This window comes from Kitasatospora acidiphila (assembly GCF_006636205.1).
Lineage (GTDB): Bacteria > Actinomycetota > Actinomycetes > Streptomycetales > Streptomycetaceae > Kitasatospora > Kitasatospora acidiphila.
Window position 1 is genome coordinate 4,466,771 of sequence record NZ_VIGB01000003.1, and the last position, 13,932, is coordinate 4,480,702.

The following is a 13,932-nucleotide window of genomic DNA, read 5'->3' on the forward strand; positions in this document are numbered from 1 at the left end:
CGCGCGTGGGCGAATGCCTCCACCGAGCTTTGCGAGGTGGGCGCATGAGCCTGGTGCTGAGGTTCGCCGCCGGGTCCCACAAGGGACTGATCCGGGAGGGGAACGAGGACTCCGGCTACGCCGGACCCCGACTGCTGGCAGTGGCGGACGGGATGGGCGGTGCGGCGGCCGGCGAAGTCGCCTCCTCCGAGGTGCTGAGCTCGATCATCACGCTGGACGAGGCCGACCCCCAGGCCGACCTGCTGACCCTGCTGAACGACGCGGTGCAGAACGCCAACGACCGGCTGCGCCTGATGGTCGAGCAGGACCCGCAGCTCGAAGGCATGGGCTGCACCCTGACCGCGCTGCTGTGGACCGGCGAGCGGATGGGCCTGGTGCACGTCGGCGACTCCCGCGCCTACCTGCTGCGGGACGGCTCACTGACCCAGATCACCCAGGACCACACCTGGGTGCAGCGGCTGGTGGACGAGGGCCGGATCACCGCCGAGGAGGCCGAGACGCATCCGCAGCGCTCGCTGCTGATGCGCGCGCTGGACGGCCGCGGCCAGGTCGAGCCCGACCTGGCGATCCGCGAGGTCCGGGCCGGCGACCGCTACCTGATCTGCTCCGACGGCCTGTCCGGCCCGGTCAGCCACCAGACCCTGGAAGAGACGCTGGGGAGCTTCTACGCCCCCGAGCCGACCATCCAGGAGCTGATCCAGCTGGCGCTGCGCGGCGGCGGCCCCGACAACATCACCTGCATCGTGGCCGACGTCCTCGACGTGGGCCCGAACGACACCCACAGCGGCCAGTTCACCACCACCCCCGTGGTGGTCGGCGCGGTCGCCGAGGGCCCGCACGGCACCGCCGTGGACAACCAGATCATCGACACCCCGGCCGGCCGCGCCGCCGGGCTGGGCCGCCAGCAGGCGCCGCAGGGCACCTTCGGCCCGGCCGACGGCTACGAGCAGGCGCAGGGCGGCTTCGGCCCCGCCGAGGGCTACGACGGCGAGGGCTACGGCCCGGCCGACCCCTCGGGTGCGCAGGGCGGCTACCCGGGCGCCCCCGACGGCGGCTACGGCCAGGGCTACCCCCAGGAGCCGCAGCCCGCCGACGCCGAGCAGCCGCCGCGCAAGCGCCGCTGGTTCCGCCGCTCGGCGGTCACCGTGGTGGCGCTCGCCCTCGTCGGCGGTGCCGCCTACGGCGGCTACTCCTGGACCCAGGACAAGTACTACCTGGGCATCAGCGACGGCCACGTCACGGTCTACCAGGGCATCAACGAGAACATCGCCGGCATCAGCCTGTCCAAGGTCCACAACACCACGGACGTCCAGACCCGGCTGCTCCCGGTCCAGACGCAGGACGCGCTCAAGAAGACCATCACGGCCGGCAGCCTCGACGACGCCAACGCCAGGGTGAGCGCCTACGCCCACCAGGCCGACGTCTGCTCCAAGGCGGCCCAGCACCCGCAGCAGCCCACCGGCAGCAGCCAGGGCCAGCCGGTCACGGCGGCCTCCTACGGGACGGCGCCCAGGGTCGGCGCCTCCCCGGCCGCGCCCGACCCGAGCGCCGCAGCCGGCCAAGGGGGCAGCGGCGCCGGCCAGCCGACCGCCTCGCCGAGCACGACGGCCGCCCCGAGCAGCCCGGCACCCAGCGCCCCGGCCGGCGCCTCGAGCAGCCCGAGCAGCCAGCAGTCGCCGAGCACGGACGACGCGCAGCTGGCCGGCCAGTGCCCGCAGCCGTCCTGACCCACCGCTGACCGGCAGGCCCGGGCCTGCCGGTCAGCACCCGTGCGTCCGTGCGGTTGAATGGCATGCGCCGCCTGCCCAGGTGTCGTCGAAGGAGGGGACCCGTCTCATGAACAAGCCCATCCGACGGGTTGCCGTCTTCTGCATGGTGCTGGTCTTCGCGCTGCTGCTGCGCGCCAACTGGATCCAGGCCGTGGTCGCCGACAGCTACGCCACCAACCCCCACAACGAGCGCAACCTGTACGACCAGTACGCCCACCCGCGCGGCAACATCATCGTGGGCGGCCCGGGCGGCCAGCCGATCACCACGTCCAACTTCGTCAACGGCTACCGGTACAAGTACCAGACCGGTTTCACCGACGGCCCGCTCTACGCGCCGATCACCGGCTACTCCGTGATCGGCGACTCCAGCGGCCTGGAGAACCTGGAGAACGGGATCCTCGGCGGCACCGACGACCGGCTGGCCCTCGGCAACGCGATGGACGCGCTCACCGGCAAGCAGCAGCAGGGCGGCAACGTGATCACCACGATCAACCCGACCGTGCAGAAGGCCGCCTTCCAGGCGATGGGCGACAAGAAGGGCGCCGCCGTCGCGATCGACCCGCGCACCGGCGCCATCCTGGCCATGGTGAGCACGCCGTCCTACGACCCCAACAGCCTCATCAGCGACACCACCAGCAAGACCTGGAACGCGCTCAACAGCGACCCCAACCAGCCGATGCTCAACCGGGCGCTGAGGGAGACCTATCCGCCCGGCTCCACCTTCAAGCTGGTGACCGCCGCCACCGCCTTCGAGACCGGCAAGTACAACAGCCCGGACGACCAGACCGACACCCCGGACGTCTACACCCTGCCGGGCACCAACACGGTGCTGCGCAACGACAGCGACAGCGAAGCCTGCGGCCAGGCGACCCTCAAGTACGCCCTCGAGATCTCCTGCAACACCGTCTACGGCAAGCTCGGCGCCGACCTCGGTGAGGAGAAGCTGCTCGCCCAGGCCCAGAAGTTCGGCTTCAACAACACCGTGGACACCCCGATCCGGTCGGTGGCCAGCAACTTCCCGACCGACTCCACCCCGGACGGCACCGCCCAGGACGCGATCGGCCAGCACAACACCGCCGCCACCCCGCTGCAGATGGCCATGGTCGCCTCCGCGATCGCCGACAACGGCAAGCTGATGCAGCCCTACCTGGTCGACGAGGAGCGCTCGGCGAGCGGCACCACCGTCTCCAAGCACACCGAGAAGGAGATGGACCAGGCGGTCAGCCCGGCCACCGCCCAGAAGCTGCAGCAGATGATGGTCGACGTGGTGCAGAACGGCACCGGCAAGAACGCCCAGATCCCCGGCGTCGAGGTCGGCGGCAAGACCGGCACCGCCCAGCACGGCGTGGACAACAAGGGCAAGCCGTTCGCCTGGTTCGTCTCCTACGCCAAGGTCGGCAACGACATCCCGGTCGCGGTCGCGGTGGTCGTCGAGGACGGCGCCGCGCAGAGCGACGAGATCAGCGGCGGCAGCCTGGCCGCCCCGATCGCCAAGCAGATCATGCAGGCGGCCATCGGCAAGCAGTGAGGGATCGGCCTCACCTCGGGGCGATTCGCCTCCGACACCAGTAGGCTCCGATACCGGTCTGGTCTCAGCTGGCGGGCGTGTCGAGTTGTCACCACGGCGACCGGTAGCGTATCCGCCAGCAGCGGGTCTGCCCGCTGCTCGATCGCGGCCTCGCCGCGGCGGTTGGGACCGGCGTCACAGAACCACGTGTGACGAGGGCAGCGTCACTACAGAAACACGTGCGGGGACACCTACGTCATATCCTCACCGGACGGTGAGGGAGAGGGTCGGAACTATGGAAGAGCCTCGTCGCCTCGGCGGCAGGTACGAGCTCGGCGGCGTCCTCGGACGCGGCGGCATGGCCGAGGTCTACCTCGCCCATGACACCCGGCTCGGCCGCTCCGTCGCAGTGAAGACGCTCCGGGCCGACATGGCGCGGGACCCCTCGTTCCAGGCCCGCTTCCGCCGCGAAGCCCAGTCCGCCGCCTCCCTCAACCACCCCGCCATCGTCGCCGTCTACGACACCGGCGAGGACTACATCGACGGCATCTCCATCCCGTACATCGTGATGGAGTACGTCGAGGGCTCCACGCTGCGCGAACTGCTGCACTCCGGGCGCCGGTTGCTGCCGGAGCGCGCGCTGGAGATGACCATCGGCATCCTGCAGGCGCTGGAGTACTCGCACCGCGCCGGCATCGTGCACCGGGACATCAAGCCGGCCAACGTGATGCTCACCCGCCAGGGCAACGTCAAGGTGATGGACTTCGGCATCGCCCGTGCGATGGGTGACGCCGGCATGACCATGACCCAGACCTCGGCCGTGATCGGCACCGCCCAGTACCTCTCGCCCGAGCAGGCCAAGGGCGAGACCGTGGACGCCCGCTCCGACCTCTACTCCACCGGCTGCCTGCTCTACGAGCTGCTCACGCTGCGCCCGCCGTTCGTCGGCGACTCCCCGGTGGCGGTCGCCTACCAGCACGTCCGGGAGGAGGCCGCGCCGCCGTCCAGCTACGACCCCGAGGTCCGGTCGGAGATCGACGCGATCGTGCTCAAGGCGCTCGCCAAGGAGCGCGACTACCGGTACCAGAGCGCCGACGAGATGCGCGACGACATCGAGCGCTTCCTCGACGGCCTCCCGGTCGCGGCCGCCCAGCAGGCCGCCGCGTACGGCATGGGCGGCTACGGCTACGACCAGAACGGCTACCCGGCGCAGCACGACCCGTACGGCCAGACCAGCATGATGCCGCAGGCCGGCGGCGGCGCCGCGCCCACCACCATGCTCCCGCCGGTCGGCCAGGGCGGCTACGACCAGAACGGCTACCCCGAGGAGGGGTACGGCGACGGCAGCGACGACGCTCCGCGCAGCCGGCGCCGCGACGACCAGCCGAAGAAGAGCAACACCTCCTGGATCATCCTGGCGGTCGCCGCCGTGCTGGTCCTGGTCGGCTCGTTCTTCGTCGCCTCGGCCATGTTCAAGGGCAACGGCGGCAACAAGCAGGTCAACGCGCCGACCCTGACCGGCAAGGGCTTCGACGCCGCCGTCACCGCCGCGCACAACGTCAGCGACAAGATCACCGTCACCAAGGGCGACCCGATGGCCTGCCCCGGCGGTGTGCCCAAGGACCAGATCTGCCAGCAGAGCCCGGCGGCCGGCACCCAGATGCCCGAGAACGGGACCATCACCGTCCAGCTCTCCACCGGCCCCACCCAGACCGCGGTCCCCAACGAGGTGAACCAGCCCTCGACCGCCGCCACCCAGGCGCTGCAGACCGCCGGCTTCCAGGTCGGCCAGCCGGTCTACCAGAACAGCGACACCGTCGCGCAGGACACGGTGATCTCGCAGGACCCGCCGGCCGGCACCCAGGCGGCCCCGGGCGCCACGGTCACCCTGACCATCTCGCAGGGCACCGGCAAGTCCGCCGTGCCCAACGTGGTCGGCCAGCCGGTCGACCAGGCGACCGCCGCACTGGTGGCCGCGGGCTTCCAGGCGGACTCCAGCAAGACCACCCCGAGCACCAACGCCAGCCAGGTGGTCGGCACGGTGGCCTCGCAGAGCCCCGCCAAGGCGGCCAAGGGCGCGACCATCACGCTGACCCTCTACGGGGCACCGGCCAAGGTCACCGTGCCGATCCTGGTCGGCAAGACCTACAAGGACGCGTTCGCGGCGCTCGGCCAGCTGCACCTGGCGTCGACGGTGGTCAACGGCCCGGCGGACGACAATGCGATCATCACCTCCGCCAACCCCGGCTCCGGCTCACAGGTCGACCCGTCCCAGGTCATCCAGCTCACCACCAGGCCGGGCGACACGACGCCGCCCGGCAAAGGGGGCGCCACCACCGGGATCCCCGGGCTCCCCGGCATCGGGGGCAACTAAGCGCCCGAGGTAGTAGCGCCTGACAACGCAAGTGGGGCTGTGGACAACTCGTCAGTTGTCCACAGCCCCACGGCTTTTCCCCAGCGAACCGCCCCTGTCGCGTTATCCACAGACGGACCGTCAGAACCGGCGCCGGCGACCGTGCCCCGGCGCGCCGGACAGGGTGCAGAGCAGCTCCACCCGCCCGCCCAGCGTCCACATCGCCCCCGACACCTCGGACAGCCGCACACTCATCGCCGCCAGCAGCTCCGCATCCCGGCGCACCCGCAGGGAGAGCTCGGCATGGCGCTGCTCCAGAGCGGCGACCTGGTCGAGGAGGGTCTCCCGCACGGCCAGCAGTTCCTGGATGCGCTGCTCGAGCACCTTCGTGGTCCGCTCGGCGATGTCGGCGACCATGGCCTCAACCCACTGCGGCTGAGGGGCCGCCTCGGCCTCGGGCGCATAGCGGCCGGTGCGGCGGATCGCGGGGATGACCTCATGGGTGAGCCAGCGCCTGAAGGCACGGGCCTGCGGCTTGCGGGAGCGCAGGACCAACGAGTAGAGGCCGGGCTCGTTGATGATGGAGAGACGCTGGGGGCCGCCGCTGGTGTAGATGGTTTCTACACCAGTCTCGTCGTCATCGAGGTTCTTCAGGGCGTCGCGCGAGTTCCGGATCTCCAGCACCGCGCAGACATCTGCCGCAACCCACCAGGGCTCACCGTCGACCTTCACCACCCGGACTTCCTGGCCCTCGAAGTCGAACGGGATGACCGGGTTTTCCATGTTCGTCATACCAAGCCAAACGATTCGCCCAAACGGCTGGTATCGCGCTCCCCAGGCGCACCACCCCGGCGCACGGGAGCGCGCCAACGGGTCCTCACACTATGAGGACCCGTTGCCGTCGGCCTCTCCAGCCTGTGGACAACCCAACTGGCAAGGGTGTAACCAATAGTTACACCCTTTGACCGCCCCTCACCGCAGCTCCGACGGTGTCCACTCCGCCGAAAAGGGTGTCGGTTTAACCGACACCCTTTGACCGCCCCTCACCGCAGCTCCCCCGGCGGCGTCCGGTTCGCGTCCACCGCGTCCACCCGGACCAAACTCCCCCACACCGCCATCCGGTACTCCGAGGTGTACACCGGGGTGCAGGTGGTCAGGGTGATGTACCGCCCGGGCTTGGTGTAGCCCGCCTTCGCCGGGACCGGGGCGACGATGTCGATGTCGTCCTTGGTGGTCCGGCCGAGCACCGCGTCCACCCGGTAGACGTACCAGCGGTCGCGGGTCTCCACCACGATCGGGTCGCCCTTGGAGACCGCGTCCAGGTCGTGGAACTCGGCGCCGTGGCCGTCGCGGTGGGCGGCCAGTGCGAAGTTGCCGGAGGGGGCCCAGGGCATCGCCGCGGCGAAGGGCTGGGTGTAGACACCGGCGACGCCCTGGTTGAGCACCGGGGGTCGGTGCCGAGCCTGATCAGCGCCGAGTAGCCGTGGCCCATCGCGGGCACGTGCAGGAACCCGATGCCCCGGGGGTCGAGGGCGGGTGGCACCGCGTCACCCGGTGCCGCCCAGGACTTCCGCAACTCCTGGCCGGCCTGGTCGGCCTGACGCTCCGCCAGTACGTCGGTCCACCAGAGCGAGTCGGCGACGAACAGCGCCAGCACCAGCCCGAAGGTGGCCAGCAGCTCGCCGGTGGCTCCGAGGACCCGGGCGGCCGGGGAGTGGCGGCGCGGCAGCCTCGTGCTTCCGTTCGGCTGCTGCGCCATGCGGCCTCCGCTCCCAGCGGGTGGGAAAGCCTCGGGTCAGGGGTTGGTGAGGGCCGGCGGCTCTCCCTGACTCCTCGGTCGGTCATCGACCATCTTGCCAAAGACGATCAGCCGACCCCTGGCACTGAACTCGGGTGTACAGGTGGTCATCGTGATGTACCGCCCCGATTGGGTGAACGGCGAGCCCTTGGGGATCGGCTGCAGCACCGAGACGTTGGTCGGCGAGGTCTCCGGGAGGCCGCCCTGGACCTCGTAGGTGTAGTAGTCGGTGCCGGTCTCCACCACGATCTTGTCGCCGGGGGAGAGCTCGGCGAGCTTGCGGAACGGCTGGCCGTGCGTGGTGCGGTGGCCGGCCACGGCGAAGTTGCCGCTCTGGTCCCAGGGCATCGAGGTGCCGGTGTAGTGGCCGACCAGGCCGTGGTCGAGCACCTTGGTGGTGTCGGTGCCCTCGGCGATCGGATCGGTGAGGCCGATCTTGGGCACGTGGATGATCGCGAAGCCCTTGCCCGGGGCGAAGGCCGGGGCCGGCGCGGCGGACTGGCCGGGGCTGGGCGGCGGCGCGGTGGGGTGGTTGAACTGCTGTTCGAGCTGATTGCGGGTGCCGTCGGCGATCGCGTTGGCCTGCACGTTGGTCCACCACAGCTGGTAGGCGACGAAGAGCAGCATCACCAGCCCCGCGGTGATGAACAGCTCGCCGACCAGCCGGGCCGCGATCACCCGTTTGCGCTCCTTGGGCCGGGCCACCGGACCGCTCCGCCCGGTGGCCCGCCGCCGCCCGGTGCCCGAGCTCATCCCCACCCGGCCCTGGGCGCGCCGCCCCTCGTTCCGGGTGCCCTGCTGCGCCGCCCGGTCGGCCGGCTGGCCGGGCACGGTGACGGCCCGCAGTTGCAGCGTCTGGTCGGCCAGCCACGGGTACTCCGGTGCCGGGTAGTCCGGCTGCTCGACCACTGGGGCGGCCACCGGTTCGGCGGGCTGGTAGACCCCCCAGCCGTCGGACTCGCCCTGGTACGCCTCGGTCGGCGGATCCTGCTGCCGACCGCCGTGCCACTCGTCTTGACGCCCCCCCGGGCGCACGGCCGTCATCGCCTCAGCCCCGGCCGATCACCGGGGCGAGTCCGACCGAGCGGCCGACCGCGTCCGGGTCGCCGCATTCGGCCAGCCAGTTGGCCAGCATTCGATGTCCCCCCTCGGTGAGCACCGACTCGGGGTGGAACTGCACCCCCTCCACGAGCAGTTCCCGGTGCCTCAGCCCCATGATGACACCGCTCCCGGTCCGCGCGGTGACCACCAGCTCGGCCGGCACCGTGGCCGGCTCGACGGCCAGCGAGTGGTAGCGGGTGGCGGTCATCGGCGAGGGCAGGCCGGCGAAGACGCCGCCGTCCTCGTGCTCGACCAGCGAGGTCTTGCCGTGCAGCAGCTCGGGTGCCCGGTCGACCACCGCGCCGTAGGCCACCGCGATCGACTGCAGGCCCAGGCAGACGCCGAACAGCGGCAGCCCGGTGGCCGCGCAGTGCCGCACCATCTCGATGCAGACCCCGGCCTCCTCGGGCGCGCCGGGGCCGGGGGAGAGCAGCACCCCGTCGTAGCCCTGATCGCCGTCGCGGCGCACCGCCCGAGCCACCGTCAGTTCGTCGTTGCGCACCACCTCGCAGGTGGCGCCCAGCTGGTAGAGGTACTGGACCAGGTTGAAGACGAAGCTGTCGTAGTTGTCCACGACGAGGATGCGCGGGGCGGTGACGGTCGAGGCCATGGCTGCTGACTCCGATGAGGTGCGGGCGGGAACTGCTGGCGGAGGGGCGGGGTGCCCGGCCCGGGAGGCCGGGGGACGGTCAGCCTTGGCCACCGCCGTTGTTCACCGTGACGTCGTTGAAGGGGAGCAGCGGTTCCGCCCACGGGAAGACGTACTGGAAGAGCAGGTAGACCACGCCGAGGACGAGCAGCAGCGAGATGACCGTGCGGACCAGGGTGTTCCCCGGCAGGTGCCGCCAGATCCAGCCGTACATGGTGCTCCCTACAGTCGGGCCGTGGGGACCAGAGTAGACCGCGGGCCACGGCCGCCGGCCGGACACGGAGCTTTTCCCACGGCCCGCCCCGGCGCGTGCTACTGCCCGCCGGCGGCGTGCAGGTCGGTGCTGCCGGTGTAGCCGGGCAGGGTGAGGTCGCCGCCCTCCTGCACCTTCCAGCCCAGGCCGTAGGCCGCGACGTACTGCAGGTAGTTGCGGATCGAGGGGTCGGCGTCGACCGCGGCGCGCAGGTCGGCGGTCCTGCCGACCGCCCGGATGACGTACGGCGGCGAGTAGACCCGGCCCTGCAGCAGCAGCGTGTTGCCGACGCAGCGGACCGCGCTGGTGGCGATCAACCGCTGGTCCATCACCTGCACTCCTTCGGCGCCGCCCCGCCACAGCGCGTTGACCACGGCCTGGATGTCCTGCTGATGGATCACCAGGTCGTTGACGCCGGGCTCGGGGACGCCGGGGATCCGGGCGGTGGCGTTCGGCGGGGCGTCGTTCAGGGTGACGGTGAGGCCGGGGCCCTGCAGCTGGTCGAGGCCGGCCAGCCGGCGCTGCTGGGCGAGCTGGTCGGCGTCGGCCGGGTTGGTGACCTGCTGCCTGGTCAGCGCGTCGGCGCGCTGCTGGAGCTCGGACAGGTCGGCCTGGGTCTGCCGGTTCTGGTCGCTGCGCTGCTGTATCAGATCGCCCAGGCGCAGCAGCGAGTTGTCCGAGCGCAGGTCGATGCCGTGGGCGGCGTGCGCGCTCACGTAGAACAGGACACCCGCGAGGGCGAAGACGCCGCAGGTCAGGGCACGACCGACAATTCGGGTGGAGTTTCGGCGGCCGAGGCCCTCCGTCGGGTCCTGCTCCCCGGAATTCTCGGAATTCGGCACCGTACCCTTATCTCCTTCTGACCCGGCGAGCCACTACGCTAACGGACGCCGGTGGCATCTGCGGAGTACCTCTCGGACTCCTCTCGTACCGACCCGGCCCCCGCATTCGCCGCCCCGCCCCCCGCTGCACCCTGCGCGGTCTCACAGCGCATCGACAGGAGAGCCCCTCGTGCCGAAGTCTCGACTCCGCAAGAAGTCCGACTACACCCCGCCGACCACGGCGACCGCCGTCAAGATCAGCTCGGGTCGCACCTGGGTGGCGCCGGTGATGCTGGCGCTGTTCCTCATCGGGCTGGCCTGGATCGTCACTTACTACGTGACCAGTGCGAGCTACCCGGTGCGGGCTTGGGGCAACTGGAACATCCTGGTGGGCTTCGGCTTCATCGCCGGGGGCTTCGGCGTCTCCACCCAGTGGAAGTAACGCCCGCGTCCTGACCCCCGCCCGCTGATCAACGGGCCGTGGACCGCTTCGCCGCCGTCTGGTGGAGCGGTCCCTCGTGCTGTCCGCGTCCGGCGGCCCGTCGGTCATACCGTCCGCTTGTCCACACGGTTATCCACAGTGGGGAAAAGTCGACCGGTCCTGTGGATAACTCTGTGCGATTCCCAGGGCGCCTGACAATGCCGCAGCGGGACGCGCGTAGATCCGACCGGCACACACCGTGCGCGAATCACTGCGCACTGTGGACAACTGTGCGGGTCAGCCGTTGAGCCGGGCCGTCTCCACCAGGACCGCGGCGACGATCGCGGCCAGCATCAGCACCACGGTGGCGGCCTGCACCAGGTTGCGGTTGGCCCGCGGCGCGTGCATCAGGCCGATCCCGGTGATCAGGCCGGCGACCAGCCCGCCGATGTGCGCCCGCCAGTCGATGCCGGGCACCGAGAAGGTGATCACCAGGTTGAAGACGATCAGCGCCACCACCGGGCCGATCGGCTGGCGAGCCGCCCGAAACAGCACCGCGGTGGCGCCGAACAGCCCGAAGATCGCTCCGGAGGCGCCCAGCGAGGCGGCGTTGCCCCCGGCCACCAGGTAGACCAGGGCGCTGCCGGCCAGCCCGCTGACCAGGTAGAGCGCCAGGAACCGCAGCCGGCCCAGCACCCGCTCCAGATTGGGTCCGACCCACCACAGCGCCAGCATGTTGGAGGCCACGTGCAGCGGCTGCTGGTGCAGGAAGGTGGCGGTCAGCAGCCGGTACCACTCATGGGGCCCGGCGGCCACGCCGTACTTGGCACCGCCCGGCGCCACGTAGCTGACCAGGTCCCACTGGTTGACCAGCGACTTGTCGAGGTAGGCGGCGACCACGAAGACCGCCAGGTTGATCCCGATCAGGATCTTGGTGACCAGCCTGCCGTCCCCGGTGAGCTTGCCGCCGAACCGGGTGGTGGGCACCCGCTGGGGGTGCTGCGCCTGCGGGTGGGACGAGGTGCCGTTCACGCAGTCCGGGCAGTGGAAGCCGACCGACGCGTCGATCATGCACTGCGGGCAGATCGGCCGACCGCAGCGCGAGCAGCTGACCCCGGTCTCCTGATCGGGGTGCCGGTAGCAGCGCGGCAGCTGGTGCCCGCCGACTCCGGTGGGTGCGGCCGGACCGGTCGGGTCGCCCTGGGTCATCGCGTCTCTCTCTGCCTGGCATGACGAGTCCCGGCGCCCACCACCGCGTGGTGACCACCGGGACCGTCAAGGCTACTGCCGCACCGGCGACGCCGACAGGCGTCAGCGGCGGGTGATCTCCACCGACTCGATCACCACGTCCTGGGCCGGACGGTCGTTGCGGCCGGTCTTCACACCGGCGATCGCGGCGACGACCTTCTGGCTGGCCTCGTCCTCGACCTCGCCGAAGATGGTGTGCTTGCCGGTCAGCCAGGTGGTGGGAGCCACCGTGATGAAGAACTGCGAGCCGTTGGTGCCCGGGCCGGCGTTGGCCATGGCCAGCAGGAACGGCTTGGTGAAGGCCAGGTCGGGGTGGAACTCGTCACCGAACTTGTAGCCCGGGCCGCCGATGCCCTGACCCAGCGGGTCGCCGCCCTGGATCATGAAGCCTTCGATGATCCGGTGGAACACCGTGCCGTCGTAGAGCTTGGCGTTGGTCTTCTGGCCGGTGCGCGGGTCGGTCCACTCGCGCGTGCCCTCGGCCAGCTCGACGAAGTTCGCCACGGTCTTGGGGGCGTGGTTCGGGAAGAGCTTGACCACGATGTCGCCGTGGTTCGTCTTGAGGGTCGCGAACAGTTCCTCGGCCACGAGGATGCCTTCCTTCTCTTGGTCACTGACCTCTGCATCATGGCAGACGGCCCAGCCCGCCATGCAAAGGGGCAAAAGGGGATGCATGATCTCGAATCAGGTGGATAAGTGCCTGGTACGACGCCCTAGGAGGTGGATCTTCCGTGACCCGAATGCCCGCCCTGCCCTGCTTCGACGGCGCACGTGAGACGGCTGGCCGAACCCTCGAAACGCTGGCGCCCTATGCGGCGACCGCCCGGGATACCGCGGCCCACTACACGGACGGAGCGCGGCAGCGGCTGGGCCCGGCTCTGGAGGCGCTGGGGCCACGACTGGAGGCGGCCGTCGGCCAGGCCAAGGCGGGTGGGCTGCAGGCGGCCCAGTCGGCCCGGGCCGGCCTCGCCCCGCGAGTCGAGCAGGCCTTCGCCGCGCTGCCCCCCAAGACCCAGGAGAACGCCGTCAAGGCCGTCCACCGGGCCCAGGAGGCCGCGCTGCACGCCCGGCACTCGGCCGAGCACGCCCGGGCCGCCGCGCTGCCCGTGGTGCAGGAGGCCCAGGCCCGCGGCGCGGCCGCACTGACCGCCCTGCAGGGCAACGCCGTGCCGGCGCGGCACTGCGGCCCTGGCCGCCGCCGAGCGGCCGCCAGGGCCCGGCGGGCCGCCGACCGGGCCGACCGCGGCCGCGGGGCGCTGGCCGCGGTGGGGCTCCTGGCGATCGGCAGCGGCGTGCTGCTCTGGGTCTGGTACCGCCGGCGCAGCGAGCCGGAGTGGCTGATCGAGCCGCCCGAGGTGCAGCACCCGCTGAACCCGGTGCACCCGGCCTCGGGCGCCACCGCCACCGGCCGGGGCGGCTCGGAGAGCCGCGAGCGGCCCGGTGAGCGGCCCGACGAGGAGAACGAGGAGAACGACCAGCAGGACGGCAACGAACCCCTCTGACGGGCCGTCGGACGGCACCCGGCCCGCAGAACGCCGATGGCCGACCTGGTGGAACCAGGTCGGCCATCGGCGTGACTGTGGAGCTTAGGAGACTCGAACTCCTGACATCTGCCTTGCAAAGGCAGCGCTCTACCAACTGAGCTAAAGCCCCAGGACGGCGCCTGTGGCGCCATCGGAGAACAGCGTACCGGGTCAGCCGGACTGGAGGCACCTCCCAGCGGCTGGGCTGGGGCCGTGCACGGGTGTCCGGTTCCCGGGTGGGCAGGGCAGCGGCGGGGAGGTCCTGGGTGGACCTCCCGCGTTCCGCCGCGGCGGCCTGAGGTCAGCGACCGGCCGGGATCGGGTCGGTGGCCTCGGTCCACAGGTCCTGCTCGGCACGGTCGGCCTGGACCTGACGGTAGACAAAGAAGCCGCCGAGGGCGACCAGGGCGACCAGGAGGAGCTTCTTCACCGCGGGACCTCGTCCTTCTCAGCAGTTGGGGGCTCGCCCGCCAAGGCCCCGGCCGGGCG

General features: G+C 71.1%; 13 protein-coding genes, 1 tRNA gene and 1 pseudogene. 5 read left to right on the plus strand and 10 right to left on the minus strand.

The window, feature by feature from the left end:
- Positions 1-44: 44 nt before the first annotated feature.
- From E6W39_RS21130 to pknB, 3 genes are all read left to right on the plus strand, one after another.
- Entirely contained in the window at positions 45-1,727 is a 1,683-nt protein-coding gene (locus tag E6W39_RS21130) for a PP2C family protein-serine/threonine phosphatase (protein WP_141634856.1), read from the plus strand.
- Between the two features lie 109 nt (positions 1,728-1,836).
- Positions 1,837-3,297 (plus strand): peptidoglycan D,D-transpeptidase FtsI family protein, encoded by a 1,461-nt coding sequence (locus tag E6W39_RS21135; RefSeq protein ID WP_141634857.1) that lies wholly within the window; start codon positions 1,837-1,839, stop codon positions 3,295-3,297.
- A gap of 274 nt (positions 3,298-3,571) precedes the next feature.
- Complete coding sequence (gene pknB, locus E6W39_RS21140; protein ID WP_141634858.1) at positions 3,572-5,650, plus strand: Stk1 family PASTA domain-containing Ser/Thr kinase; 2,079 nt, start codon at positions 3,572-3,574, stop codon at positions 5,648-5,650.
- A 120-nt stretch (positions 5,651-5,770) separates the two neighbouring features.
- Here pknB and E6W39_RS40510 read toward each other — a convergent pair whose 3' ends face one another.
- From E6W39_RS40510 to E6W39_RS21165, 6 genes and pseudogenes are all read right to left on the minus strand, one after another.
- Positions 5,771-6,421: a BRO-N domain-containing protein gene (locus E6W39_RS40510; RefSeq protein WP_220140246.1), complete on the minus strand. Its 651-nt coding sequence runs from the start codon at positions 6,419-6,421 to the stop codon at positions 5,771-5,773.
- Positions 6,422-6,672: 251 nt separating this feature from the next.
- Positions 6,673-7,388 (minus strand): annotated as a pseudogene (locus E6W39_RS21150) (class E sortase).
- Positions 7,389-7,424: 36 nt separating this feature from the next.
- Positions 7,425-8,471 (minus strand): class E sortase, encoded by a 1,047-nt coding sequence (locus tag E6W39_RS21155; protein WP_141634859.1) that lies wholly within the window; start codon positions 8,469-8,471, stop codon positions 7,425-7,427.
- Positions 8,472-8,475: 4 nt separating this feature from the next.
- The gene (locus E6W39_RS21160) at positions 8,476-9,138 is read right to left on the minus strand and encodes an aminodeoxychorismate/anthranilate synthase component II (protein ID WP_141634860.1); all 663 of its coding nucleotides are present in this window, start codon (positions 9,136-9,138) and stop codon (positions 8,476-8,478) included.
- Positions 9,139-9,217: 79 nt separating this feature from the next.
- A complete protein-coding gene (locus E6W39_RS39550) occupies positions 9,218-9,391 on the minus strand; it encodes a hypothetical protein (RefSeq protein WP_181799377.1) in 174 nt (57 codons plus the stop codon).
- A 98-nt stretch (positions 9,392-9,489) separates the two neighbouring features.
- Positions 9,490-10,203, minus strand: coding sequence for a DUF881 domain-containing protein (locus tag E6W39_RS21165; protein WP_228718704.1), 714 nt, complete (start codon positions 10,201-10,203; stop codon positions 9,490-9,492).
- A gap of 238 nt (positions 10,204-10,441) precedes the next feature.
- On the opposite strand from E6W39_RS21165, the gene crgA reads away from it, so the two are divergent.
- Positions 10,442-10,693 (plus strand): cell division protein CrgA, encoded by a 252-nt coding sequence (crgA, locus tag E6W39_RS21170; RefSeq protein ID WP_101380663.1) that lies wholly within the window; start codon positions 10,442-10,444, stop codon positions 10,691-10,693.
- A 276-nt stretch (positions 10,694-10,969) separates the two neighbouring features.
- Here crgA and E6W39_RS21175 read toward each other — a convergent pair whose 3' ends face one another.
- Both E6W39_RS21175 and E6W39_RS21180 read right to left on the minus strand, forming a co-directional pair.
- On the minus strand, positions 10,970-11,881 hold the full coding sequence (locus E6W39_RS21175) for a rhomboid family intramembrane serine protease (protein ID WP_141634861.1): 912 nt from the start codon (positions 11,879-11,881) through the stop codon (positions 10,970-10,972).
- 102 nt (positions 11,882-11,983) lie between these two features.
- Entirely contained in the window at positions 11,984-12,508 is a 525-nt protein-coding gene (locus E6W39_RS21180) for a peptidylprolyl isomerase (RefSeq protein WP_141634862.1), read from the minus strand.
- Between the two features lie 152 nt (positions 12,509-12,660).
- Here E6W39_RS21180 and E6W39_RS21185 point away from each other — a divergent pair, with 152 nt between their 5' ends.
- Positions 12,661-13,422, plus strand: coding sequence for a DUF5324 family protein (locus E6W39_RS21185; protein ID WP_228718705.1), 762 nt, complete (start codon positions 12,661-12,663; stop codon positions 13,420-13,422).
- Between the two features lie 78 nt (positions 13,423-13,500).
- Here the strand turns inward: E6W39_RS21185 and E6W39_RS21190 are convergent.
- Together E6W39_RS21190 and E6W39_RS40515 are read right to left on the minus strand one after the other, a co-directional pair.
- Positions 13,501-13,573: transfer RNA gene (locus tag E6W39_RS21190), tRNA-Ala, on the minus strand.
- Between the two features lie 171 nt (positions 13,574-13,744).
- A complete protein-coding gene (locus E6W39_RS40515) occupies positions 13,745-13,873 on the minus strand; it encodes a DLW-39 family protein (RefSeq protein WP_211786189.1) in 129 nt (42 codons plus the stop codon).
- Positions 13,874-13,932 lie beyond the last annotated feature (59 nt).

Excerpts from the sequence above, each read along its gene's own strand:
- E6W39_RS21130 (WP_141634856.1), top strand. The coding sequence starts at position 45 with ATGAGCCTGGTGCTGAGGTTCGCCGCCGGGTCCCACAAGGGACTGATC.
- E6W39_RS21135 (WP_141634857.1), top strand. The coding sequence starts at position 1,837 with ATGAACAAGCCCATCCGACGGGTTGCCGTCTTCTGCATGGTGCTGGTC.
- pknB (WP_141634858.1), top strand. The coding sequence starts at position 3,572 with ATGGAAGAGCCTCGTCGCCTCGGCGGCAGGTACGAGCTCGGCGGCGTC.
- E6W39_RS40510 (WP_220140246.1), bottom strand. The coding sequence starts at position 6,421 with ATGACGAACATGGAAAACCCGGTCATCCCGTTCGACTTCGAGGGCCAG.
- E6W39_RS21155 (WP_141634859.1), bottom strand. The coding sequence starts at position 8,471 with ATGACGGCCGTGCGCCCGGGGGGGCGTCAAGACGAGTGGCACGGCGGT.
- E6W39_RS21160 (WP_141634860.1), bottom strand. The coding sequence starts at position 9,138 with ATGGCCTCGACCGTCACCGCCCCGCGCATCCTCGTCGTGGACAACTAC.
- E6W39_RS39550 (WP_181799377.1), bottom strand. The coding sequence starts at position 9,391 with ATGTACGGCTGGATCTGGCGGCACCTGCCGGGGAACACCCTGGTCCGC.
- E6W39_RS21175 (WP_141634861.1), bottom strand. The coding sequence starts at position 11,881 with ATGACCCAGGGCGACCCGACCGGTCCGGCCGCACCCACCGGAGTCGGC.
- E6W39_RS21185 (WP_228718705.1), top strand. The coding sequence starts at position 12,661 with ATGCCCGCCCTGCCCTGCTTCGACGGCGCACGTGAGACGGCTGGCCGA.